Origin of the sequence: Microvirga roseola (assembly GCF_020866965.1) — a bacterium.
In the GTDB taxonomy this organism is placed as follows: domain Bacteria; phylum Pseudomonadota; class Alphaproteobacteria; order Rhizobiales; family Beijerinckiaceae; genus Microvirga; species Microvirga roseola.
The window spans coordinates 22,651-45,374 of the sequence record NZ_JAJATX010000003.1; the positions used below are offsets into that span (position 1 = coordinate 22,651).

Annotated in this window: 18 protein-coding genes, 1 tRNA gene and 1 pseudogene; 17 read left to right on the forward strand and 3 right to left on the reverse strand. The window is 66.9% G+C overall.

The genetic code is table 11. The features are described from left to right. The first annotated feature begins 225 nt into the window (after positions 1–225). The 8 genes from crtI (at position 226) to ispH (ending at position 9,892) form a co-directional block, all read left to right on the forward strand. Entirely contained in the window at positions 226–1,776 is a 1,551-nt protein-coding gene (gene crtI / locus LG661_RS02840) for a phytoene desaturase family protein (protein WP_230530358.1), read from the forward strand. 14 nt (positions 1,777–1,790) lie between these two features. Next, positions 1,791–2,195: a DUF2141 domain-containing protein gene (locus tag LG661_RS02845; protein ID WP_230530359.1), complete on the forward strand. Its 405-nt coding sequence runs from the start codon at positions 1,791–1,793 to the stop codon at positions 2,193–2,195. Positions 2,196–2,502: 307 nt separating this feature from the next. Continuing rightward, positions 2,503–4,059 carry a phytoene desaturase family protein gene (locus LG661_RS02850; RefSeq protein WP_230530360.1) on the forward strand — a complete coding sequence of 519 codons (1,557 nt, stop codon included), beginning with the start codon at positions 2,503–2,505 and terminating at the stop codon, positions 4,057–4,059. Between the two features lie 83 nt (positions 4,060–4,142). Continuing rightward, a complete protein-coding gene (locus tag LG661_RS02855; RefSeq protein WP_230530566.1) occupies positions 4,143–4,880 on the forward strand; it encodes a lysophospholipid acyltransferase family protein in 738 nt (245 codons plus the stop codon). After that, positions 4,877–5,989 (forward strand): glycosyltransferase, encoded by a 1,113-nt coding sequence (locus LG661_RS02860; RefSeq protein WP_230530361.1) that lies wholly within the window; start codon positions 4,877–4,879, stop codon positions 5,987–5,989. Before LG661_RS02855 ends, LG661_RS02860 begins: the two co-directional genes overlap by 4 nt. Further along, on the forward strand, positions 5,986–7,644 hold the full coding sequence (locus LG661_RS02865; protein ID WP_230530362.1) for a squalene/phytoene synthase family protein: 1,659 nt from the start codon (positions 5,986–5,988) through the stop codon (positions 7,642–7,644). The genes LG661_RS02860 and LG661_RS02865 overlap by 4 nt, the downstream gene beginning before the upstream one ends. Beyond that, positions 7,644–8,927 carry a hydroxysqualene dehydroxylase gene (locus tag LG661_RS02870; protein WP_230530363.1) on the forward strand — a complete coding sequence of 428 codons (1,284 nt, stop codon included), beginning with the start codon at positions 7,644–7,646 and terminating at the stop codon, positions 8,925–8,927. Before LG661_RS02865 ends, LG661_RS02870 begins: the two co-directional genes overlap by 1 nt. Then, positions 8,924–9,892, forward strand: a complete 969-nt coding sequence (gene ispH / locus LG661_RS02875) for a 4-hydroxy-3-methylbut-2-enyl diphosphate reductase (RefSeq protein WP_230530364.1) — start codon at positions 8,924–8,926, stop codon at positions 9,890–9,892. Before LG661_RS02870 ends, ispH begins: the two co-directional genes overlap by 4 nt. Here the strand turns inward: ispH and LG661_RS02880 are convergent. Continuing rightward, complete coding sequence (locus LG661_RS02880) at positions 9,871–11,304, reverse strand: MATE family efflux transporter (RefSeq protein ID WP_230530365.1); 1,434 nt, start codon at positions 11,302–11,304, stop codon at positions 9,871–9,873. The genes ispH and LG661_RS02880 overlap by 22 nt on opposite strands. 146 nt (positions 11,305–11,450) lie before the next feature. Between LG661_RS02880 and LG661_RS02885 the strand changes: the two genes are divergently transcribed. Together LG661_RS02885 and LG661_RS02890 are read left to right on the forward strand one after the other, a co-directional pair. Continuing rightward, positions 11,451–12,437, forward strand: coding sequence for an amidoligase family protein (locus LG661_RS02885; protein ID WP_230530366.1), 987 nt, complete (start codon positions 11,451–11,453; stop codon positions 12,435–12,437). Beyond that, positions 12,434–13,135: a gamma-glutamyl-gamma-aminobutyrate hydrolase family protein gene (locus LG661_RS02890; protein ID WP_230530367.1), complete on the forward strand. Its 702-nt coding sequence runs from the start codon at positions 12,434–12,436 to the stop codon at positions 13,133–13,135. The genes LG661_RS02885 and LG661_RS02890 overlap by 4 nt, the downstream gene beginning before the upstream one ends. An 18-nt stretch (positions 13,136–13,153) precedes the next feature. Here the strand turns inward: LG661_RS02890 and LG661_RS02895 are convergent, their stop codons facing one another. Beyond that, positions 13,154–14,638: a response regulator gene (locus LG661_RS02895; RefSeq protein ID WP_230530368.1), complete on the reverse strand. Its 1,485-nt coding sequence runs from the start codon at positions 14,636–14,638 to the stop codon at positions 13,154–13,156. Between the two features lie 132 nt (positions 14,639–14,770). Here LG661_RS02895 and LG661_RS02900 point away from each other — a divergent pair, with 132 nt between their 5' ends. The 6 genes and pseudogenes from LG661_RS02900 (at position 14,771) to LG661_RS02925 (ending at position 22,048) form a co-directional block, all read left to right on the forward strand. Continuing rightward, the gene (locus LG661_RS02900; RefSeq protein WP_230530369.1) at positions 14,771–17,005 is read left to right on the forward strand and encodes a glycoside hydrolase family 3 N-terminal domain-containing protein; all 2,235 of its coding nucleotides are present in this window, start codon (positions 14,771–14,773) and stop codon (positions 17,003–17,005) included. Between the two features lie 155 nt (positions 17,006–17,160). Beyond that, positions 17,161–17,869: pseudogene (locus LG661_RS02905) on the forward strand (YoaK family protein); the annotation flags it as partial. 93 nt (positions 17,870–17,962) lie between these two features. Then, positions 17,963–18,808: a DUF1206 domain-containing protein gene (locus LG661_RS02910; protein ID WP_230530370.1), complete on the forward strand. Its 846-nt coding sequence runs from the start codon at positions 17,963–17,965 to the stop codon at positions 18,806–18,808. A 76-nt stretch (positions 18,809–18,884) separates the two neighbouring features. Further along, complete coding sequence (locus tag LG661_RS02915) at positions 18,885–19,802, forward strand: DUF389 domain-containing protein (protein WP_230530371.1); 918 nt, start codon at positions 18,885–18,887, stop codon at positions 19,800–19,802. A 132-nt stretch (positions 19,803–19,934) separates the two neighbouring features. Then, a complete protein-coding gene (locus LG661_RS02920; RefSeq protein WP_230530372.1) occupies positions 19,935–20,744 on the forward strand; it encodes a GAF domain-containing protein in 810 nt (269 codons plus the stop codon). A gap of 188 nt (positions 20,745–20,932) precedes the next feature. After that, positions 20,933–22,048: a methyl-accepting chemotaxis protein gene (locus tag LG661_RS02925; RefSeq protein ID WP_322098832.1), complete on the forward strand. Its 1,116-nt coding sequence runs from the start codon at positions 20,933–20,935 to the stop codon at positions 22,046–22,048. A 71-nt stretch (positions 22,049–22,119) separates the two neighbouring features. On the opposite strand, the gene LG661_RS02930 is transcribed toward LG661_RS02925, so the two are convergent. Continuing rightward, positions 22,120–22,196: transfer RNA gene (locus LG661_RS02930), tRNA-Arg, on the reverse strand. A gap of 180 nt (positions 22,197–22,376) precedes the next feature. Between LG661_RS02930 and LG661_RS02935 the strand changes: the two genes are divergently transcribed. Further along, entirely contained in the window at positions 22,377–22,589 is a 213-nt protein-coding gene (locus tag LG661_RS02935) for a sugar phosphorylase (RefSeq protein WP_230530373.1), read from the forward strand. Positions 22,590–22,724: the final 135 nt, after the last annotated feature.

Below are 22,724 nucleotides of genomic sequence, written 5' to 3' on the forward strand. Positions count from 1 at the left end.
CTCAATTGTCGCCATACTTTCGAGATGTGGACGTCTTGTGGAGAATAGCCTGGAACGGCTCCGAATCGGAGCGTGTCTAGCCTGGATAACGTTCCATTCCCCAGCGTAAGAATCCTTGCAATCCTGGCTTTGCAAGGATGCTCCCCTAGCCAGAACCGGCGCCCGATCTAGTTGCCTTCTACCTTCGAGCCTTCCCGTCACTGGTCCTGCGAGGTCTGCCGGCTCATGTCGAATTCCTCTCCATCCCGCCGTGTGGCCATCGTCGGCGCAGGCCCGGGAGGCCTTGCCGCCGCCATGCTGCTTGCGCGGGAGGGCGTGCCCGTGACGGTCTTCGAGCGGGAACCCGCCGTCGGCGGCCGGACCCGGACGATCCAAGCCCCAGGGGGCTACAGGTTCGACATCGGCCCCACGTTCTTCCTTTATCCGCGGATTCTGAAGGACATCTTCGAGGCCTGCGGGGAGCGGCTCGAGGATCATGTCGAGCTCAGGCGTCTCGATCCGCAATATCACCTCGTCTTCGAGGGCGGCGGCGAGATCCGCGCGACGAACGATCTGGCCCGCCTCGAGCAGGAGATCGCCCGGATTGCACCGGACGATGCCAGGAACGTCCGGCGCTTTCTCGCCGACAACCGGGAGAAGCTCGAGGCCTTCCGCCCCGTGCTCGAACAGGCCTTCTCGAGCCCTGCCGACCTCGTCTCGCCGGCTATGCTGGCGGCGCTGCCGAAGCTCCGGCCCTTCTCCAGCGTCGATGGCGATCTCAGGCGCTATTTCGCCGATCCGCGCGTGCGCCTCGCCTTCTCGTTCCAGACGAAATATCTCGGGATGTCGCCGTTCCAGTGCCCGAGCCTGTTCACGATCCTCTCGTTTCTTGAATACGAGCACGGGGTCTATCACCCCATCGGCGGCTGCGGCGCAGTCTCGGAAGCGATGGCGAAGGTGGCGCGCAGGATGGGCGTCGACATCCGCGTGAACACGCCGGTCGACCGCATCGTCTATGAGAAGGGCGAGGCCGTCGGACTGGAGGCGGCCGGCGAGCGCTTCGCCGCGGGCTCGGTCGTGGTGAACGGCGATTTCGGCCATGCCATGCGCCGCCTCGTGCCGGAAGCCATGCGTCCACGGTGGAAGAACAGGAAGCTCGACGGCGCGAAGCTCTCCTGCTCCACTTTCATGCTCTATCTCGGCATCGAAGGCGGCGTGGGCGATCTTGCACACCACACGATCCTCCTGGCGCGGGATTACGAACGCAACATCCGGGAGATCACCGAAGGCGTCCTCTCCGAGGAGCCCTCGATCTATGTGCAACACGCGGGCGCAAGCGATCCTTCGCTGGCGCCGGAGGGGCACACGAGCCTCTATGTGCTCGTTCCGGTTCCCAACTTGCGCTGCAACATCGACTGGGCGCGCGAGGCGCCGCGCTACCGCAGGCTCGCCCTGGAGCGCCTGAAGGTCTTGGGGCTCGACGACATCGAGAGCCGCATCCGCTTCGAGCGCATGGTGACGCCGCGCGGCTGGCAGGACGAGTTCGCCGTGTTCGAGGGCGCAACCTTCAACCTCGCGCACAATCTCACGCAGATGCTCTATTTCCGGCCGCACAACCGCTTCGGCCGCAACGTCTATCTGGTCGGCGGCGGCACGCATCCCGGCAGCGGCCTGCCGGTCATCTTCGAGGGTGCGCGCATTACGACGCGGCTCCTGCTGGAAGACCGGCAGCGCCGGCGCACCCGGCATGACGAGCCTGCGCGCACTCCCGAGCCCGTCACCGAAGCAGCCTTGTAGGGGGAAGACCGATCATGCGGCGCATCGGGTTGTTCGGGTGTCTTCTTCTCGCAACTCCACCGGCGCAGGCCGCAACCCTCGTCATCAGGGCGGAGGGCGTCCAGTCGGCGCAGAACATGCTCTATGCCGGCATCTGCGATACGAGCTTCGAGGAAGCGACCTGCCCCTACAGGGGCCGCGAACCCGCACGGCCCGGCCGGGTCGAGTTCCGCGTCCGCAACGTGAAGCCGGGCGCCTACGCCATCGCCGTCTTCCATGACGTGAACTGCAATAGGCGGCTCGACCGCAACTTCATCGGCCTGCCCAGCGAGCCCTACGGGTTCTCGAACGATGTCGGGCGACGCGGACCGCCGAGTTTCGGTGCGGCGCGGATCGTCGTGAGGGAACCCACGACCACCGTCGTCATCCCCATTCGCTAGGAGCCCATGCTGTGGCGTTCCAGACCCTTCTCTCCCACGGAGGAGACCGCAGAGGGCCCGGCGCCTGTTCGCGCCGGGGACAGGCCGCGGCGCAACCGCCGGCCCGCCCTGGTGACAGAATCGTGATCCATCGCCAACGGATCGAGCGCCTGGAGGCCGCCGGATCTGGCCCGATGATCCGTGCTCCCGAGCCAAAGGCTCCCCGGATGATCTGCGCCCGCTCCCCTTCGTGCGGGCTCGCCTTGAAGTGGGCCATGCCCTTCCTAGAACCAACGGAACGACAGGACATGGCCCCGGAGAGCAGCCGATGCCCTCCAGGAGGAATTGCGTGAGCGCTCAGGATCATTCGGTTGCCGTGATCGGCGGGGGATTGGGCGGCCTCGCAGCCGCCTGCGTGACCGCTGCACGCGGTCACAAGGTTACGCTCTACGACAAGAATGCGTGGCTGGGCGGCAAGGCGGCGGTGCTGCACGAGGAGAGCTTCCGCTTCGATATGGGGCCGACGATCCTCACCGTGCCACGGGTTCTGGAGCGCATCTTCGCGGAGGCCGGGCGTAACCTGTCCGACTACCTCGACCTCGTGCGCCTCGATCCGCAATGGCGGTGCTTCTTCGACGACGGAACGCGCATCGATCTCCAGGAGGACATCGAGACCATGGCCGACGCCATGGACCGCTTCGCTCCCGGGAAGGGCGCCGGCGAGGGATACCGGCGCTTTCAGAAGATCTCGGCCCATCTCCATGACGTCTCGAACCGGTTCTTCTTCTGGAAGCCGGTGGAGGATCTGTTCGACACCATCAATGTGCGCGCCAACATGAACCCGTCCACACTGCGGGACGTGCTCTCATTGCGGATGGGATCGTCGGTCGCCGGCACCATCCGCTCCAAGGTGAAGGACGAGCGTCTCGCGCAGATGCTCGACCACTTCACGCAATATGTCGGCTCCTCGCCCTACGGCTCCCCGGCCGTGCTCTGCGCCATCGCGCATATGCAGGCGGCGGACGGCGTCTGGTATCCCACGGGCGGCACCCGCGCTGTGGCCGAAGCCCTGATGAAGCTCGCCACCGAACTCGGCGCGACCTTCAGGCCCACAACGGATGTGACATCTCTGCGGATCGAGAACGGCGCGATCACCGGCATCGTGACGGCGAACGGAGAGACGGCCGCTTATGACAGCGTCATCTCCAACATGGATTCGATCCGCACCTATCGCGAACTCGTCGGCGGCGATGTGGGCGAGCACTATGCCAGGAAGGATTTCGAGCCGGCCTGTTCCGGCGTGGTGCTCTATCTCGGTCTCAAGGAACGCTACGACCACCTCCTCCACCACGACTTCGTGTTCTCCCGGGATCCGGAGGAGGAGTTCGACTTCATCTACCGGAAGGGCGAGCCTGCGCCCGATCCGACCTGCTATATCGCGGCGCCTTCCATGACGGATCCGAGCGTTGCCCCGCAAGGGGGCGAAGCGCTCTATGTGCTGGTCCACACACCGTATCTCAGGCCGCATCACGACTGGTCGCAGATGTTCCCGGCCTACCGCCGGGTCATTCTCGACAAGCTGAAGCGCACGGCGGGCATGGAGGACATCGAGGAGCGTATCGTCGTCGAGCGCCATCTCACGCCGCAGGACATTCACGACCGCTACAAGGTGCTCAATGGCGCGATCTACGGGCTTGCAAGCCATGGCAAGTTCATGGGCGCGTTCAAACCCGGCAACCGCAGCCGGAAGGTGCGCGGCCTCTATCTCGCCGGTGGCGCGGCCCATCCCGGTCCCGGCATGCCGATGGTGATGATGTCGGGCTGGATCGCAGCCGACGCCCTCGATGCGGACGTGAAGGGCGAGAGCTTACGGAACGTGTCTTGAGACAGGAAACGGACAGACCCCTCACCACGCATTGCGGGATCTCATCTCCCGTCGCGCGCCGCTCCCCGGCGATCCACCGCTTCATGGTCTCGACATTCCGGCGCTACTTCATGCGCCACATGAACGCGCTCCGCCTCGCTCAGTGGGGCGTGCCCTCCGTTCCGCAGACCGGGCCCGTCATCGTCTATTCCAACCACCCCGCCTGGTGGGATGCGGCCGTTTACATTCTCGCGGCCGACCGCTTCTTTCCAGGTTACGAAAGCTATGCGCCGATCGATGCCGCGATGCTGAAGCAATACGGCATTTTTGGGCGCATCGGCGCGTTCGGCGTCGACCTCGAGACGAAACGCGGCGCAGCGGCCTTCGTCAGAACGAGCGCGGAGATTCTCTCCTCTCCGGAACGCGCGCTCTGGATCACGGCGCAGGGTCGCTTCGGGGATGTGCGCGAGCGTCCGCTCGGCCTCAAGCCGGGCGTGGCGCGGCTCGTGGAGCTTGCGCCCGACTGCACGATCCTGCCGCTCGCCATCGAATACGGCTTCTGGCTGGAGCGGGGCGCGGAAGCCTTCATCGCATTCGGCACGCCCATGCGCGGCTACGACCTGATGGACCTCGACCGCCGGTCGCGGCTGCAGCGCCTCGAAGGCGAGCTCGTCCGCACCATGGACCGGCTGAGCGCCGACGTGCAGAGCCGTGAACCGTGCCGGTTCCGGCCCGTCCTCGAGGGCCATGCCGGAGTGGGCGGCGTCTACGACATCTGGCGCCGCCTGCGCGCGACCCTGCGGGGCCGCGCCTTCGATCCCTCGCACGAGAGCCGCGCATGACGGAAGCGGCCGGCTATCTCCTGCTCGCACTCGCAGCCTTCCCGGCCGTGCTCGCTCTCATGAACCTGTCCATCCTGCGAGGGACGCCGCGGCATCATCCGCAACCCGATACGCTGGTATCGATTCTCATTCCTGCCCGCAACGAGGAGGGGAACATCGGCCCGGCGCTCGATGCGGCGCTCGGCACCGTCGGCGTTCCCGTCGAGATCCTCGTGATGGACGACGGGTCCACGGATGCGACGCCCGACATCGTGCGGCCCTATGCGGCGCGCGACCCGCGCGTGCGCCTTCTCACTGCCCCTCCCCTGGAGGAGGGCTGGACCGGCAAGGTCCATGCCTGTCATCACCTCTCGCAGGCCGCCCGCGGCACGCACCTCCTCTTCGTCGATGCGGATGTCAGGCTCGCTCCCCACGCGACGGCGCGGCTTGCCGGACATGCGCAAGGGACCGATGCGAGCCTCGTCAGCGTCGTTCCCCGGCAGGTCATGGTCTCGCTGGGCGAATTGCTGACCGTGCCGACGATTAACCTGCTGCTCCTCGGCTACCTGCCGATGGGCTTCATGCGCCTGTCACGGGATCCGGGCCTCGGCGCGGCCTGCGGCCAGCTCATGCTCGCGGAGCGCGAGGCCTATCGCGCCAGCGGCGGGCACGCGGCGATCCATGCGCTCATCCATGACGGCATCCAGCTCGCCCGCCTCTTCCGTCGCAAGGGATACATGACGGATCTCCTGCCGGGCGAGAGGCTCGCCTCATGCCGCATGTACACGGGGCTCGGAGAGGCCTGGAACGGCTTTGCCAAGAACGCGCATGAGGGCATGGCGACGCCTGTCGGCCTGCCCGTCTGGACCGTGCTGCTCCTGGGCGGTCATGTCCTGCCCTTCGCGCTCCTCGGCGTCATGCCGAGTCTTCCCGTTGCTCTCGCCGCGTTCCTGTCGCTCGGGACCCGCGCCGTCGTGACGGTGGCGACGCGCGAGAATCTCTGGTCCATTCCCCTGCACCCCTTTACCACCCTCGTCGGCCTCGCAATCCAATGGAGCGTGCTCCTGCGGATCGGCGGCGCTCGCCGGGCCGGATGGAAGGGCAGGCTCTATCCCGTGGGAACACGATGAGCAGGCCAGGCACACAGCCATCGAAGCAGCCACGGGACGAGAATTTTCCCGTCGCGTCCCTCGTGCTCTCGCCCGAGCACAGGGAGGCGGTCCTCGCCTTCTACCGCTTCGTGCGCAAGGCGGACGACGTTGCCGATTCCCCGGACCTCAAGGCCGCCGACAAGCTCGCAGGGCTCGACGCCCTCGAGCAGGCGCTCGTTGCGGGCGATGACGTCGTTCCCGAAGCGGCGGCTCTGCATGCCGCCGACGCAAGGCACGGAACAGGAATCACGGAGGCGCGCGCCATGCTGCGCGCCTTCCGTCAGGATGCGGTCAAGGCCCGCTATACGGACTGGGCGGAGCTTCTCGGATCCTGCCGCCTCTCGGCCAACCCGGCGGGCCGCTTTATCCTGGAGCTGCACGGTGAGCGCGCCTCGGCGCAGGCGCCGGCCGATGCGCTTTGCACCGCGCTGCAGATCCTCAACCACCTGCAGGATTGCCGCCGCGACCGGGACGAGCTCGGGCGCATCTACATTCCCATCGGCTGGATCATGACCGTAGGCGGCGAGAGCGCCTTCTTCGATCCGACGTCCAGCGCAGCCCGGCGCGCGCTGCTCGACGCCATGCTCGACCAGGTCGATGTGCTGATCGATCAGGCGCAGGCCCTGCCACGACATCTTCTGAACAGGCGCCTGCGGGCGCAGAGCATCGCGACCATCGCCCTGGCGCAACGCCTGAGCGAGCGACTGCGCCGCCGCGATCCGGTTCTGGAGCGGGTCCAGGTGAGCAAGGGCGATGCCGCATGGGCCTTCCTGAAGGGGCTCAAGGGAATGTCCGGCAGGCCCGCCGACCGCGACCAGGCGATTGCCGCCGCCACCGTCAGGCGCTCCGGCTCCTCCTTCCGGCTCGGGATGCAGAGCCTGCCGCAGGACAGGCGGCGGGCCATTCACGCGGTCTATGCCTTCTGCCGGGCCGTGGACGACATCGCCGACGGAGCAGCGCCCGCATCCGAGAAGCTGCGCTTCCTCAATGAATGGCGCCGCGAGATCGACCGTCTCCACCGGGCTCCGGAAACGCCGATCGGGCGCGAACTCGCCCGCGCATCGAGCCTCTTCAAGCTGCCGCTCGCCGAGTGCCACGCGCTTCTCGACGGCATGGCCATGGACAGCGCCGAGCGGGTGCGCATGTCGAACGACCACGAGCTCGGTCTCTACGGACGCCGTGTCGCCGGATCGGTTGGCGTTCTGTCGATCCATATCTTCGGCGCGCCGAAAGCCCGCGACTTTGCCCTCGATCTCGGACGCACCCTGCAGCTGGTGAACATTCTGCGGGACGTGGACGAGGATGCGGCGCGGGAGCGCGTCTATCTTCCCCTGGCGCGGCTCGCGCAGCTTGGGCTGCAGGACGCGCCCGCCGCCGTTCTCGTCGCCGATCCGCGCTTCGCGCGCGTCTGCGAGGCCCTGGCCGAGGAGGCGCGCGCAGGCTTTGCCCGGGCGGACGAGGCTCTCCTGTCTCTCGACCGGATCGCCCTCAAGCCCGCGATCCTGATGATGGAGAATTACCGCCGCGTGCTGCAGCGCCTCGAAGCCCGCGGCTGGGGCGTGCGGCAGGGCCGGCTGCAGCTGACCGCCGCGGACCGCCTTCATCTCATCACCCGCGCCATGAGGCCCGCCTGATGACGGGGCGCACGCATATCGTCGGAGCCGGGATTGCAGGCATCAGCGCCGCGCTCGCCGCGAGCGCGGAAGGCGGCGAGGCCATTCTCTATGAAGCCGCGCCTCAGGCCGGAGGGCGCTGCCGGACGATCCGGCCCGCCGACGGATTCGCCCATGACAATGGCACCCATGTCCTGTTCACGGCCAACCGCCGCGCGCTCGCCCTGCTGAAGACCGTGGGTGCGCGGGAGCGCTGGATCGAGCCCGAGCCGAAAGGCCTTCCCATCTACGACAGGCAGGCGGCGAGCCTGCGCCGGGTCGGCCTCTCGCCCTGGTCCTGGCTTCTGTCCTCGCGCCGCCCCAAGGGTCTCGGGCTGTCGGATCTCGCGCGCATGCTGCGCCTCGTCTTCTCGTCCCGCGACTGCCCCGTCGCCGCCCTCATCGGCCAGCGCCCGATCATGGAGAGCCTGATCGGGCCGCTGACGGTCGCGGTGCTCAACACGCCTGTCTCCCAGGCCTCCTCGAAACGTCTGGCCTATGCCCTGAGGCGGCTGCTCCGCCCCGGCGCAGGCCGGCTTCTCGTGGCGCGCAACGGGCTGAGCGAGGATCTCGTCGAGCCTGCCCTCGCAACCCTTCGGCAGAGAGGCGTCTCCGTCCTCTCCGGCCAGCGCCTGCGCGCGGTGCTCACAAACGGGGAGCGCGCCATCGGGCTGACGCTCGCGGACCGCACCGTCGCCCTGGGCCCTGAGGACAAGGTCGTTCTGGCCCTGCCGCCCTGGGAGGTCGAGCGCCTGCTGCCGGCGCTCGTCGTGCCCCGGCTCTTCGAGCCTATTCTCAACGTGCATTATCGCGTCCCGGGCCTGGACCGTCTGCGCTTCATCGGCTTCACAGGCACCCTTGCGCAATGGGCACTGATCCGCGCAGGGCATGTGAGCGTCACGATCTCGGCGGCGAAGGCCGTGATCGACCGCGATCCGGACGATCTTGCGGCAACGATCTGGCGCGAGATCGCGCCCGCCCTGCGGATCGTGGACCTCGACGTGCATCCCGACCGGCAGCCCGAGGCGCGCATCGTGAAGGAGAAGCGCGCGACGATCCGGCAGGCGGCGGCGCCCCTGCCGCAGCCGCCTCTGCAGCCGCTCGCCGATCTCGTTCTCGCAGGGGACTGGATCGGCCCGCTGCCCGCGACCATCGAGAGCGCGGTCACGGCCGGAGAACAGGCCGTGTTCCTCCTGCGCCACGGGCGGAATGCCCACCGTCCCGTTTCGCCCACCGGCATCGCCAAGACGGAGGATGCGGCATGACACAGGAGCGCCCTGCCCTCACCGTCCTCCTTGCGGCTCCCCGCGGCTTCTGCGCCGGCGTGGAGCGGGCGATCAGGGCGGTCGAGGACGCCCTCGAGCGCACCGACCGGCCGGTCTATGTGCGCCATGAGATCGTGCATAACGGCCGCGTCGTGAAAGACCTCGAACGGCGCGGCGCGGTTTTCGTCGACGAGATATCGGAGATCCCGGACGGGGCCGTCGCCATCTTCAGCGCCCATGGCGTATCGCGCGCCGTGGAGCGCGAAGCGGAGAAGCGCGGTCTGGCGGTGCTGGACGCGACCTGCCCGCTCGTTCGCCGCGTGCATCTCGAAGGTCAGCGCCACGCCAGAGCCGGACGGGAGGTCATCGTCATCGGGCATCGCGGGCATGTGGAGGTGGAGGGCACGACGGGCCAGATCGACGGAACGGTTCATGTGATCGAATCCGTCGCGGAAGCGCTGACCGTGCCGGTTCAGGATCCGGATCGCATCGCCTACATCACCCAGACGACCCTGTCGGTCGACGATACGCGCGAGATCATCGCAGCGCTCAGGAAGCGCTTTCCCGCCATCCAGGGGCCCGACACGAAGACGATCTGCTATGCGACGCAGAACCGGCAGATGGCGGTGCGCGTCATTGCCGAGCGGGCGGAGCGCGTCATCGTCTGTGGCGCACGCAACTCGTCCAATACCAACCGCCTCTGCGAGGTGGCGCAAGGCGAAGGCCGCCCTGCCCTTCTCATGCAGGATCCGAGCGACCTGACCCTCTCCTTCGTCGACGGCGTGGCGGTGATCGGCCTGACGGCAGGCGCGTCTGCGCCGGAGGAGCTCGTGCAGGAGGCGCTCGCCCGCCTCGCGCAGTGGCGGCGGCTCACGGTCGAGGAAGTGCGCGTGACCCACGAGGGCACGCAGTTCGCCCCCGTCGATCTCTCGCGCCTCGTGTCTCAGCTCGCAAAGGCTTCCTGAGCGTCTTCCCTCACGTCCTTGGGAACCGCGGTCACGAGGCCGAGGCTGTCGCGGCGAAGCCAGCGCCACAGCATGAGGGAGGCGACGACGGTCAGGCCCGTGGCCAGACCGATCCAGATCCCGATGCCGCGCAGCTCCGTGCCGAAGGCCAGGGTCGCGCCGAGCGGCAGGCCGACGCCCCAGTAACCGAGAGCCGCATAGATCATCGGCACGCGCGTGTCCTGGAGGCCGCGCAGCATGCCGGAGCCCACCGCCTGCGCGCCGTCCGCCAGCTGGAAAATGGCGGCCATCACGAGGAAGGAGACGGCAAAGCCGATCACCGGGGCATTCTTCGGGTCGGTCATGTCAAGGAAGGCACTGAGCAGGAGCCGGGGCGCAAACAGCATGAGCGATGCGGTGAACACCATGAAGCCGACGCCCAGCGCGAAGGCGGTCCAGCCCGCCCGTGTGACGCCGCCCGCATCCTTCGCGCCATAGGCGCGGCCGACCCGCACCGTGACCGCCTGGCCAATGCCGAAGGGGACCATGAAGCAGAAGGAGGCGATCTGGAGGGCGATGGCATGGGCCGCCAGCTCATTGGCGCCGATGCGCCCCATGAGCAGGGCGGCCGCATTGAAGATCGTGACCTCGAAGGCCAGGGTCAGGCCGATCGGCACGCCGATGCGCCAGAGCGTCCGGTAGCGCGGCCAGTCGGTGCGCCAGAACCGCCCGAAGAGGTGGTAGCGGCGCAGCTTCGGGTCGAGCACGATCACCACGACGAGACCGATGAACATGAAGGTGCTGGACACCACCGTGCCGAGACCGGCCCCGATGAGACCGAAGGCCGGCAGGCCGAATTCCCCGAACATCAGGCAATAGGCGGCCCCGAGGTTCACCGGCACGGCAATGAGACCGATGACCAGAGGCCAGCCGGGCCGCTCCAGCGCGGCCAGGAAGGAGCGCAGCACGAGGTAGAGCAGGAAGGGCAGAAGGCTCCATTGCAAGGCCCGCATGTAGTCGCCCGCGTCCCGGGCGAGATCGGGCTCCTGCCCCATGGCGAGCAGGAGCGCCTCGCCGTTCCACGAGACGAGCCAGATCGGCGCCGCGACCGTCAACGCCGCCCAGAAGCCTTGGCGGACCGTGCGGCGCACCTCGCGGACGGAATGGCGCTTGCGGCCGAGCTCCTCGGCCACCAGCGGCGAGGTCGCGCTCACGAGGCCGATGCCGAAGATCAGGAAGGCGAAATAGAGATTGGTGCCGAGCGCACCAGCCGCTAGCGCCCCCGAACCGAGCCAGCCCATGAGGATGACGTCGCTCGTCATCAGGGCGTTCTGCGCCACGTTGGTCAGTATCAGGGGCCAGCCGAGGGCCAGCATGGCACGCAGTTCCGCCGCCCAGGCGGAGCGCTTTGTCGAGGAGGTGCTCGGGATCATGATGGGAGGCTTGTAACCCGAACCGCATCCTGAAGGCCACACCCGCGCGGCAAAACAGTGCCTCTTTCATGAGGACGGAACTTGGCCATGCCGGGTTCCGTTCATCTGCACGGCCTCAGCTGCCGATGCCCTGCCTGGAGTTCCCGATGGCGCAGCCCGCGCTTCCCATTTTTGTCGATTTCGAGCTTCCCCCGATTCTGTACAACGAGCACGGACGCATGCGCACGGTCGGGGTCGAGGTCGAATTCGCGGGACCCTCGGCGGAACAGACCGTTCGCGCGCTCCAGCAAGAGCTCGGCGGCCGGATCACCGAGGACGATCCCCATGCCTTCGAGCTCAGGGGCTCCTCGGCCGGCGACATGACGATCGAGCTCGATACGCGCATCGTGCATCCGGCCAAGCATGCGGCGGGCAAGAAGAGCCCGGGCCGCATCCTGCCGCGGGTCGCCGCCTGGTTCGGCTTTGCCGCGAGCTACCTGATCCCCTGCGAACTTGTGTCGGCTCCGACGCCCATCGACCGCCTTCGGGACCTGGAGAAGCTGCTCACGGTCCTGAGGGATCTCGGCGCGAAGGGAACCCAGGACGCCCCCTTCTATGCCTTCGGCCTTCACTTCAACCCGGAGATCCCGCGCCAGGATGCGGCGACGGTCACAGCCTTCATGAAGAGCTTCGCCCTTCTCAATGCATGGCTCCGCCGCGAGGTCGCGCCCGATACGACCCGCGGTCTCCTAGGGTTCGCCGATCCATTCCCGGTCGAGTACATCGAGATGATCGCAGCGCCCGATTACTGGCCCGACCTCGCGACCTTCATCGACGACTATCTCGCGGCCAACCCGACCCGCAACCGCGACCTCGACCTCCTGCCGCTGCTTCTCCATTTCGACGAGGAGCGGGTGCGGAAAGCGCTGCCGAGCGAGAAGATCAACGGCCGGCCGACCTTCCATTACCGGCTCCCCGATGCACGCGTGAGCGATCCGGGCTGGAGCATGGCGCCGGACTGGAACCGGTGGGTTGCCGTGGAGCGGCTGGCTGCAGACTGCGAGAAGCTCGATGCGGTCGGTTCCGCCTATCTCGCCTTCAAGGGCGAGGACAAGAGCTGGGCGGATGTCGTTGCGCAGGTCGTCAAGTCATGACGAAGCCCCTCATCGGCGTCACCACATCCCGGCGCGGCGGCTGGCGGAGCTATCTCATGCACCGCCTTGCGCTGGCCCGTGCGGGCGCGCGCTCGATCCGTCTCATGCCGGGCGAACCCTTGCCGGAGGAGCCGCTCCAGGGCCTCGTGATCGGCGGCGGCGACGATATCGGCGCAGAAATTTATGGCGGACAGGTTCTGCCGGACGTGCGCATCGATCCCGAGCGCGACAGCCTGGAGCTTGGGCTGTTGAAGGCCGCACTCCCGTCGCAGCTTCCGGTCCTCGGGATCTGCCGCGGTTCGCAGATGATCAATGTCGCCCTCGGCGGCTCGCTTCATACGGATATCTACGAGGTCTATGTCCAGGCGCCCAAGATGCGCACCGTGCTGCCGCGCAAGCAGGTGACGATCGAGAAGGATTCCCGGCTCGACCGCATCCTGCGCTGCAACCCTTGTCAGGTGAACGCCCTCCATCATCAGTCGGTGGACCGGCTCGGAGAGGGCTTGAGGATTGCCGCCCATGACGAAAGCGGGATCGTCCAGGCCGTCGAGAGCGCAAGCGCGCCGTTCCTGCTCGGGGTGCAGTGGCATCCGGAACTGCTGGTCTGGAAGAAGCCGCAGCAGCGGCTCTTCGCGGCCCTTGCCCTCGAGGCCCAGGAGGCGAAGGCGCCCCTGTCCGCGGCGGCCGTGATGGCTTGAGAACGTGATGGCTTGAGGTCAGGAGGCGCGCGGAAAGAGCGGCACGACCTTGTTGTCGTCGGACGGCGTCAGGTGGCGCTGGATCGCGGCATGAAGATCGCGGCTGAGGATCGGCTTCTGGAGCAGCGGAAACTCGCTGTCCTCGCCCGCAATGACGGGACTGCCGGTAATCAGCAGGACGGGAAGATCGGGGAAGATCTGCCGGACTTCCCGCGCCAGCATCGCGCCGTTCATGGTGCCCGGCATGGCGACGTCCGTCAGCACGAGGCCGGGCTTGCGCGTGCGGAGGCTCTGGATCGCCTGTCCGGCATCGGTGGCGACGTTCGCCACGTATCCGAATTCCTCCAGCATCGATTGCAGCGCGAGGGCGACCTCGACCTCGTCGTCGACCACGAGGATTTCCGTGTGCCCCCTCTCGTCCGCGCCCAGGGCCTCGTCGTCGCCGAGGGAGCCGGAGGGGAGCATGGTCGCGGCCTTGGCGCGCGGCAGGTAGAGGATGATCGCCGTGTCGGATCCGTCGTGGCGGACCTCCGAAGCCCCGCCGAGGGACCGCAGGAAATGCAGGCTCTGGCTCACATTGAGCCAGGCGGACAGGTCGAGATCCCGGATGGCGAAAGCCTGCTCGCTCAGGGGATCGGCGCTGCGAACGGCCTCGCCCGCTCCCGTCCCGCGGATCACGAGGCGCACGAAGTCGCCTTCGAGCTTCAGGTTCGACAGGGATCCCTTCTGGACCTGCATGTTCTGCGCCTCGAGCGAGATCGTCCCGCCTTGCGTCAGGGCATCCCGGATGTGGGCGCTGAGGGTGACGATCGCCGTTTCGATATCGTCGGGATCGGCCTCGACGGGCCAGAGGCTCTCCTCGAGCGACAGGCGCAGTTCGACCGTATCCCGCAGCAGCGAGCGGCCCATCAGGGTCGCAACCGAGTTCACCCGCTCGGTCAGATCCACATACTGGACCTGGAGTTCGTGCTGGCGCGCGAAGGCGGTGGACTTTGCAATCAGCTTGGCGGCTTGGTCAGAGGCGACGAGAGCCGAAAGAAGCTTGCGCTGCAGGGCCGGCTGGTCCTTCACCTGCCGGGCCACGGCATCGATATTGGCGCTGATCACCATGAGCCTGTTGTTGAGGTCATGGGTGATGCCGTCCCGCAGGCGATCCACGGCCTGCGCCTTCTGCGTCCGCCGCAGGGTCCTTCCGTTCTCGAAGGGGGACGGCTCGCTCGGAACGGGCAGCCTCGCGAGATCCGGCTCTGCCCTGGCGAGCGGAACCTCCTCGACGGCAGGCGTCGGGGCGGCCTCGGAAGGCTGCTCGGAGAGGGCGCGCCGGATCTGCCGCCCGATCAGCAGGGGCATCCCGGCCGTCGCGAGGAGGAAGATCCCTGCCGCGGCGGCAAACAGCTCGGCATCCCGTGAGAAGGCGGCGCCGGCTATCGCCAGCCCCGAAAAGACCAGGGCGAAGCAGGCGACCAGGAGGGATAGCCTCAATGAAATGGGCAGCCGGTGCATCGTTCTTCCAACAATTTGAATTGACCTCGCGCCACCGCGACGCCAATTCCGCCGTTACCTTGTGTAGCACGAACCGAAGGCAAGCGTTACCGCCTCGCAACGAAGTTTCAGTGCTCGAAAAAGGAGGTCGTTTTGCGGCAGTTTCGTTTCTCGGTTCTCGTACGCGTCTGTCTCTTCCTGCTTCTCGTCTTCCCCACAGCCGCCGCAACGGCGCAGGACGATATCGAGCGCCGCGTGAACGATCTCCTCGCGCGCATGACGCTCGAGGAGAAGATCGGGCAGATGAACCTCATCTCCCATGGATTGCCGCTCCGGTGGGAGGACATCGCCGAGGGGAAGGTCGGAGCCCTGCTTAACTTCAACAACGCCCAGGACGTCGCCCGCGCCCAGGCTCTGGCACGCCAGTCCCGCCTCAAGATCCCGCTGCTCTTCGGCCTCGACGTCCTCCACGGATTCCGCACCCAGTTCCCGCTTCCCTTAGGGGAGGCCGCAGCCTTCAATCCGCGCCTCTCGCGGTTGGCCTCGGAATGGGGCGCGCGGGAAGCCGCCCATGTGGGCGTGAACTGGACCTTCGCTCCCATGGCCGACCTGTCGAGGGACAGCCGCTGGGGACGCATCGTCGAGGGCTTCGGCGAAGACCCGCATCTCGGTTCGGTGCTCACGGCCGCCCGCGTCGAGGGCTTTCAGGCCGGCGGCCTCGCGACGGCGGTGAAGCACTTCGCAGGCTACGGCGCGCCGCAGGGCGGGCGCGACTACGACACCACCTATATTCCGCGCGCGTCGATGTACGACATCTATCTCCCGCCCTTCCGGGCGGCGCTGGAGGCTGGAGCGGCCAGCTTCATGGCGGCCTTCAACGCCCTGAACGGGGAGCCCTCGACCGCCAATGCCTGGCTCCTGACGGATGTGCTGCGCCATCAATGGGGCTTCGACGGCTTCGTGACCTCCGATTGGGCCGGCATCCATGAGCTCATCGGGCACGGCGTCGCGGAAGACGGAGCCGATGCCGCCCGTATGGCCGTTATGGCCGGCGTCGACATGGACATGATGGGCCGCCTCTACATCCAGCACCTCCCCGAGGAGGTGCGTGCGGGCCGCGTGCCGGAAAGCGTCATCGACGAGGCGGTCAGGCGGATCCTGAGAACCAAGATGAAGCTCGGTCTGTTCGACAAGCCCGACATCGATCCTGCCCACACGGATGCCGAGTTCCCGACGCCCGAGGCTCGTCGGTTGGCCCGCGAGGTCGCCCGCGAAACGCTCGTCCTGCTGCAGAACCGCGGCGACGTGCTGCCCGTGAAACCGGGCATCCGCTCCGTCGCGGTGGTCGGGCCCCTGGCGGATGCACCCCGCGACCAGTTCGGTCCGCACGGCGCAAGAGCCCATCCGGAGGACAGCGTCACGATCCTGGAGGGAATCCGCCGCCGGGCGTCGCAGACCGGCATCGACGTGCGGCACGCCCCGGCCTGCGATCTCTTCTGCCGCTCGACGGACCAGCTTCCCGCAGCCATTGCGGCGGCTCAAGCCTCCGATCTCGTGATCGCCGTCTTCGGCGAGCCGGGGGACCTTTCGGGCGAGGCGGCCTCCCGCGCGCACATGAACCTGAGCGGCCGACAGGCGGAGGTGCTGGAGGCGCTGGCTGCCACCGGCAAGCCCATCGCCCTCGTCATCGTGGGCGGACGGCCTCTCGTCCTCGGGAACCTCGCGGAGAAGATCCCCTCAATCCTCATGGCCTGGTATCCGGGAACGGAGGGCGGCCCTGCGGTGGCCGACGTGCTCTTCGGCGACGTGAGCCCGAGCGGCAAGCTCCCCGTGACCTGGCCGCGTGCAACCGGGCAGATGCCTCTCTACTACAACCGCCTTCCCACCGGCCGACCCACCCTGGCGGAGAACCGCTTCACCCTCAAATACCAGGACGAGGAGATCACGCCTCTCTATCCTTTCGGCTGGGGGCTCAGCTACACGCGCTTCGGCTATTCCGAGCCGGCCATCGCCAAGCCGCAGCTGGAAGCGGGCGAGGAGCTGGAGGTGTCGGTCACCGTCACCAACACGGGCGACCGGCCCGGACAGGAAGTGGTGCAGCTCTACACCCGCGATCCGGTTGCGAGCCGCAGCCGGCCCCTGCAGGAGCTGAAGGCCTTCGAGAAGGTCGCCCTCAACCCCGGCGAGGCGAAGCGCTTGACCCTGCGGATCCCGTTCGAGGACCTCGGCTTCCATCTCGACGACGGGACCCATCTGGTGGAGGCCGGCGCGATCCAGGTCTTCGTGGGCGGCAATTCGCTCGCCGAGCCTGTCGGCGAGGCGCGGATTATGGAGACGATCCGGACCCCTCCGGGACAGCGGGCCTCTTCCTCGACCATCGCCCAATAAGACCGGCAAGGGCCGCTCCGAAGATTGCGCGAGCGGCCTTTTGCACCAACAAATCCGTTAAGAAACGGGCTATATGATGGATCGTCATGGGTCCGCATCAGACAGCCCGCAGGCACCGCGCCCTCGCCGACCGCTATGTCAGATCGGCGAGAACCATCGTGGCGTCGGAACGGACCGGAGCGGCAGATGCGCTGCTCGGCATGGCACTGACCTTCATTGCGGGCGCAATCAATGCGGGCGGGTTCCTGGCCGTGGGCCAGTACACCTCGCACATGTCCGGCATCCTCTCCGCCATGGCCGATCACCTCGCCCTTGGCGCGTTCGGCCTGACGCTGCTCGGGCTCGCAGCCTTTCCGCCCTTCGTGCTGGGGGCAGCCTGCTCGGCCATGCTGATCAACTGGGGACGCCGCCATGGAATCGGCAGCCGCTATGCCATGCCCCTGATGCTGGAAGCGCTGTTGCTTCTCGGCTTCGGCATCCTGGGCTGGCTGGCCTATCCCTCCTCCGGCTTCGTCGCCGCCGCCGTGCCCCTGCTCTGCTTCATCATGGGCCTGCAGAACGCAACGATCACCAAGATCTCCGGCGCGCGGATGCGCACGACCCACGTGACCGGAATCGTGACGGATATCGGCATCGAACTCGGCAAGCTCGCCTACTGGAACCGGAGCCGCGATCTGCCGGAGCCCGTCAGGGCGGACCGGGACAAGCTGCGCCTCCTTTTGCCTGCTCCTCGGCTCATTCTTCGTAGGCGGCGTGACCGGCGCCATAGGCTTCAGCCAAATCGGCTTCCTGTTCTCTCTACCCTTCGCCGTGCTGCTGCTCATGCTGGCCGGACCGCCCCTGGCGGAGGACGTGTTTCTGCGCCCCGGCCCGGTCGGCGAAGGCTGAGACGGTAGCTGCCTCAGGAACATCGGCCAAGGTTCGGCGGTTCATCCGTGACAGGATGGAGCCGCCGGAATGCCTCGTAACAACCACAATCCCGTCGAGCTTCTCGCCCGGTTCGGCTTCGGCGCCCGGGGCGTCGTCTATTGCCTCGTCGGCGGCCTCGCCCTCCTTGCCGCCATCGGCGCCGGCGGGCAGACAGGCGGCAGCCAGAGCGCCCTGCAGACGGTGCTCGCCCAGCCCCTCGGCTGGATCTGGCTGGCGCTGATCGCAATCGGCCTCTTCGGCTTCTGCGCCTGGCGCATCGTGGAGGCGGTGACGGACGCCGATCGTCGCGGCAACGACATGAAGGGCCTCGGCATCCGGGCCGCCCATCTGATCGGCGGCCTCATCTATGCAGGCCTTGCGGTTTCGGCGCTGAGCCTCGCTTTCGGCTGGGGAACGAGCGGGGGCAGCGGAGAGGATGGCGCGGCCCAGGACTGGACGGCATGGCTTCTGGCGCAGCCTTTCGGCCGCTGGCTCACCGGTCTCGTCGGCGCGGGCATCGTCGGCGCGGGGCTCGCCTTCGCCTGGAAAGCCTGGCGCGGCGATGTCGCCGAATATCTCGCCCTGCCCGCCGACAAGCGGGACTGGTTCGTCACCCTCGGGCGCATGGGCTTCGCCGCGCGGGGCGTCGTGTTCATCATCATTGGCGGCTTTCTGATTCTCGCCGCTTGGCACAGCCAATCCTCGGATGTGCGCGGCCTCGGCGGCGCGCTCCGGGCGCTGCAGGAGCAGCCCTACGGCTGGGTCCTCCTGGCGCTCACCGCTATCGGCCTCTTCGCCTTCGGCATCTTCGGCCTGGTTCAGGCACGCTACCGCCATATCGATGCGCCCGATCTCGATGACGCCAAGGCCGCCGCGGCGCAGGTCGGCCGGTGACGGGCGCACCTCCAGGGAACAGCAGGTGCAGGCACTTTGTTGGGCTTCTCGAGTATTGTGTCCGTTGTGAGGTCTCATGTCCCGCACCATCGAGATTACGATTCCACCGGAGAAGCGGCAGACGCTGATCGAGCGCATCCAGGGCCGCGAGGGTATTGTCGGAATTGCGGTGCAGACTGGAGTTTCTCTCAGTCCGCCCGGCGACATCGTGACGGTGCAGGCTACCAACAAGGCCGTCGAGGAAATCCTCAGGATCATCGAGGATCTCAACATTCTGGAGAGCGGCTCCTTCGTCCTCAGCGAACCGGCCGCGCTCGTCGCGCCCTCTCAGCGCAAGGCCATCGAACACCAGACCAATGAAGCCGCCTGGGAGGAGATGCAGTCCCTCCTGCGCCGGGACACCAGTCTCACCGTCAACTTCCTTTCGCTGATGACGCTCTCCGGCGCCATCGCAGCGGTCGGCCTCCTGCAGGACACGCTGCATCTCGTCATCGGGGCGATGCTCGTCGCCCCCGGCTTCGAGCCGCTGGTGCGGATCGTGCTCGGCCCGCCGAGCGGAGCATGGCACGTGTCACGGGCAGGCCTCGCAGCAACATTGGTCGGTTACCTCATGCTCGCCTTCGGGGCTGCCGTGGGCCTGCTCATCGCGGTCCCGCTCGACCCGACGGTCCCGGCCGACCTCTCCAACCAGCAATGGATCCGTTATTGGACGAGCTTCAAGTGGTCGGGAGCCATCGTCGCCGTGTTCGGGGGGCTTGCGGGAACGGTCATCGTCAACTCCCGCCGGACGGTCTTCGCCGCCGGCGTGATGATCGCACTCGCGCTCGTGCCGAGCATGGCGATTGCCGGCATGGCCCTCGTCATCGGCGATTTCCCGCTCATGCTGCAGGCCCTGGCGCGCTGGGGAATGGATGTCGCCTGCGTGCTGCTCGCAAGCTCCCTGGCGATGACGCTCAAGCGCCTGCTGATGCACCGCCGAAAGGCCCTTTTCTGAACGGTTCGGGCCGGAGAGATCGGATCGGCGACCTGCGGAGAACTGTGACAAAACCGATAGATGCATGGACAGGCCGGCAATGCTACGTAAGGATGCTACCCCGCCCAAGGAAAACCGTCCCAAACGTCGTCGATGTCCTTCCCAGTTCCTGCCAATGAATCTGAGCGTCTTGAAGCGCTGCACCGGCTTGCCGTTCTCGATGCTCCCGCCTCTCCTTCCCTCGACCGCATCTGCCGTGTTGCTCAGCAGGTCTTCAACGTGCCGATTGTGCTGGTGACCCTGCTCGATGCAGACCGCCAGCATTTCAAGGCCGCCCTCGGCGTCGACGGCATCACGGGAACCGAACGCAGGCATGCCTTCTGCAATTACACGATTCTCCACGACGAGGTCTTCGTGGTGCCCGATGCGCTGAAGAACGGGAGTTTCGCGTCGAATCCCTATGTGACGGGGGAGCCGAGAATCCGGTTCTACGCGGGCGCGCCGCTGGCCACGGAGCATGGGATCCGCCTCGGCTCGCTTTGCATCATCGATATGGAGCCGCGGGACATGGCTCAGCATGAGACCGCCATTCTCGCCGGCCTCAGCCGCCTCGTGATCGATGAATTGTGGCTGCACCATCTCGAGCAGACCGGGCGGGTGCATCCGAGCTTCGCTTCCGCTCCCGCCGCCCGCACGGAACTCGATTTTCACCTGCAGAAGCCGCCGAAAGGTTCGCAGATCCGCACGGCGAGGGCGCTCCTCAACTGGTCCGTTCGCGAGCTGGCGGAGGCCTCCGGCGTCTCCGCGATGACGATCAAGCGCATCGAGGCGCAAGGCGCAGACGCGGTTCGGAAGGAAAGCCTGGACGCGGTCCTGCAGGCGCTGGAAGACGCCGGCATCGAATTCATCTTCAAGCCTGACGCAAAGTTCGGACTGCAGTGGCAGGACACCGGGCGATCCTGAGCGTTGCTTCATGGCTACTTGGAAAGTATTCATTAGTTTAAATCTCAATTTAACGTCCGATTAGGATTCCCTGGTCCAAATTGGCTCAGCCGGCACGGATGGAGATCCGGTGCCCGACAGCGCCTACGATCCTCCCAAGGCTCGAGAGGTGAGTGCGCGCGCCCGAGAGTCACTGGAAGGACCAGACGATGTTCATGTTTCGATCAGCAAGCGAGATGGGCGCCAAGCTCGAGGCCCTGGACCGGTCGCAGGCCGTCATCGAATTCGAGCCCGACGGCACCATCCTTGCCGCCAACAAGAATTTCCTTTCCGCCCTCGGCTACAGCCTGGACGAAATCCGCGGCAGGCATCACAGCCTGTTCGTCGATCCCATCCAGCGCGAGAGCGCGGAATACAAGGCGTTCTGGGCTGCCCTCGCCCGTGGCGAGTATCAATCGGGGGAATTCAGGCGCATCGGCAAGAGCGGAAAGGAGGTCTGGATCCAGGCCTCCTACAACCCGATCCTCGATTCGAGCGGAAAGCCCTACAAGGTGGTCAAGTTCGCCACCGACGTCACGGCCCAGGTGCAGGAGCGCATGAGGCGGGCCGATCTCGTCCGGTCCATCGCCACGGATCTCGGAGAGATCACCAGCGCGGTCGCCGACGTGACGCGCCAGACCGCCGATGCGGCCAGCGCCTCCAACGAGACATCGTCGAACGTGCAGGCGGTTGCCGCCGGCGCGGAGGAGTTGGCCGCCTCCATCGGCGAGATCAGCCAGCAGGTGAGCCACGCCCTGACGATCTCGACCGAGGCGGTCAACCGGGGCAAGGAGGCCAAGGTCATGGTGTCGAGCCTTGCCGCCGCAGCTCAGAAGATCGGCGAGATCACGACGCTGATCGAATCCATCGCCTCGCAGACCAACCTCCTGGCGCTCAACGCCACCATCGAGGCGGCGCGCGCCGGAGAGGCGGGCCGCGGATTTGCGGTCGTCGCTTCCGAGGTCAAGGAACTCGCCTCCCAGACGGCGAAAGCGACGGAGGAAATCAGCGGCCAGATCGCGCAGACTCAGCCCGCGACCCAGCATGTGGTGACTGCCATCGACGGGATGACCTCGACGGTCTCGAAGGTCAACGAGATCTCCGTGGCGATTTCAGCCGCCATCGAGGAGCAGGCGGCGGTCACGCAGGAGATGTCCGCCACCATGCTGAGCGCCTCGAGAAGCGTGTCCTCCATCAGCACAAGCATCAATGAGATCGCCCGCTCGTCGGACCTGGTGAGATCCGCCACCGAAAAGGTCCGGGAAGCCTCCGCCGCGATTGCGTAAGAGAACCGAGGACCGGCCGCCGCTTCCGAACGGTAGGGGGCGCCGGTCGTCCATCCCAAGTTAGGAGGGAGTGGCGGTCCCGGGAGGACTCGAACCTCCGACCTTCGGTTTAGGAAACCGCTGCTCTGTCCTGCTGAGCTACGAGACCGTTCAGGGTTAGGAAATAGCACGCCCGCCCGGGCGCGACCAGACCCCTCCATGGCGTTGCCCCAGGGCTCGGGACCCTCCAATCCGGTCCCCGGCCCTCCTTCACCTCGGAAGGGACGTCATTGCGGCCGGGGAACTCTCTCAGCTTCGCTTTGTTGGTGCGGAGAACAGGAGGGATCCCATGGCGCAAACTCTTCGCGAATTCCTGAAGGCTGTCGAGAATCTTCCGCCCGAGACCCTGGTCTGCGTTGCCGAGGTGGACGAGGCCTTCGCCGCCAATGTGGCGGCCGTCGAGGTGGTCGAGAACGCCAAGGCGCAGAGCAAGAGCGCGGACGGGACCGAGGCGGTCGAGCTCGGAAACGGCGGTCAGAAGGCCGTGGTGATCCGCTGGTAGGCGCTGCCGCCCCTCGGCGGCGCGGCCCTTTGCGCCTGCAACAAATCCCGGTCTCCGAGATTGACCCTGAACGATCGGCCCCGATGGGCTGGATTGCCCGTCGGGCCGGCGTTCTCGTCAAGCAGCATAGCAAAC

Bases quoted from the DNA above. Each gene is read 5' to 3' on its own strand.
- crtI (WP_230530358.1), top strand. From the start codon at position 226: ATGTCGAATTCCTCTCCATCCCGCCGTGTGGCCATCGTCGGCGCAGGC.
- LG661_RS02845 (WP_230530359.1), top strand. From the start codon at position 1,791: ATGCGGCGCATCGGGTTGTTCGGGTGTCTTCTTCTCGCAACTCCACCG.
- LG661_RS02850 (WP_230530360.1), top strand. From the start codon at position 2,503: ATGCCCTCCAGGAGGAATTGCGTGAGCGCTCAGGATCATTCGGTTGCC.
- LG661_RS02855 (WP_230530566.1), top strand. From the start codon at position 4,143: ATGGTCTCGACATTCCGGCGCTACTTCATGCGCCACATGAACGCGCTC.
- LG661_RS02860 (WP_230530361.1), top strand. From the start codon at position 4,877: ATGACGGAAGCGGCCGGCTATCTCCTGCTCGCACTCGCAGCCTTCCCG.
- LG661_RS02865 (WP_230530362.1), top strand. From the start codon at position 5,986: ATGAGCAGGCCAGGCACACAGCCATCGAAGCAGCCACGGGACGAGAAT.
- LG661_RS02870 (WP_230530363.1), top strand. From the start codon at position 7,644: ATGACGGGGCGCACGCATATCGTCGGAGCCGGGATTGCAGGCATCAGC.
- ispH (WP_230530364.1), top strand. From the start codon at position 8,924: ATGACACAGGAGCGCCCTGCCCTCACCGTCCTCCTTGCGGCTCCCCGC.
- LG661_RS02880 (WP_230530365.1), bottom strand. From the start codon at position 11,304: ATGATCCCGAGCACCTCCTCGACAAAGCGCTCCGCCTGGGCGGCGGAA.
- LG661_RS02885 (WP_230530366.1), top strand. From the start codon at position 11,451: ATGGCGCAGCCCGCGCTTCCCATTTTTGTCGATTTCGAGCTTCCCCCG.
- LG661_RS02890 (WP_230530367.1), top strand. From the start codon at position 12,434: ATGACGAAGCCCCTCATCGGCGTCACCACATCCCGGCGCGGCGGCTGG.
- LG661_RS02895 (WP_230530368.1), bottom strand. From the start codon at position 14,638: ATGCACCGGCTGCCCATTTCATTGAGGCTATCCCTCCTGGTCGCCTGC.
- LG661_RS02910 (WP_230530370.1), top strand. From the start codon at position 17,963: ATGCCTCGTAACAACCACAATCCCGTCGAGCTTCTCGCCCGGTTCGGC.
- LG661_RS02915 (WP_230530371.1), top strand. From the start codon at position 18,885: ATGTCCCGCACCATCGAGATTACGATTCCACCGGAGAAGCGGCAGACG.
- LG661_RS02920 (WP_230530372.1), top strand. From the start codon at position 19,935: ATGTCCTTCCCAGTTCCTGCCAATGAATCTGAGCGTCTTGAAGCGCTG.
- LG661_RS02925 (WP_322098832.1), top strand. From the start codon at position 20,933: ATGTTCATGTTTCGATCAGCAAGCGAGATGGGCGCCAAGCTCGAGGCC.
- LG661_RS02935 (WP_230530373.1), top strand. From the start codon at position 22,377: ATGGCGCAAACTCTTCGCGAATTCCTGAAGGCTGTCGAGAATCTTCCG.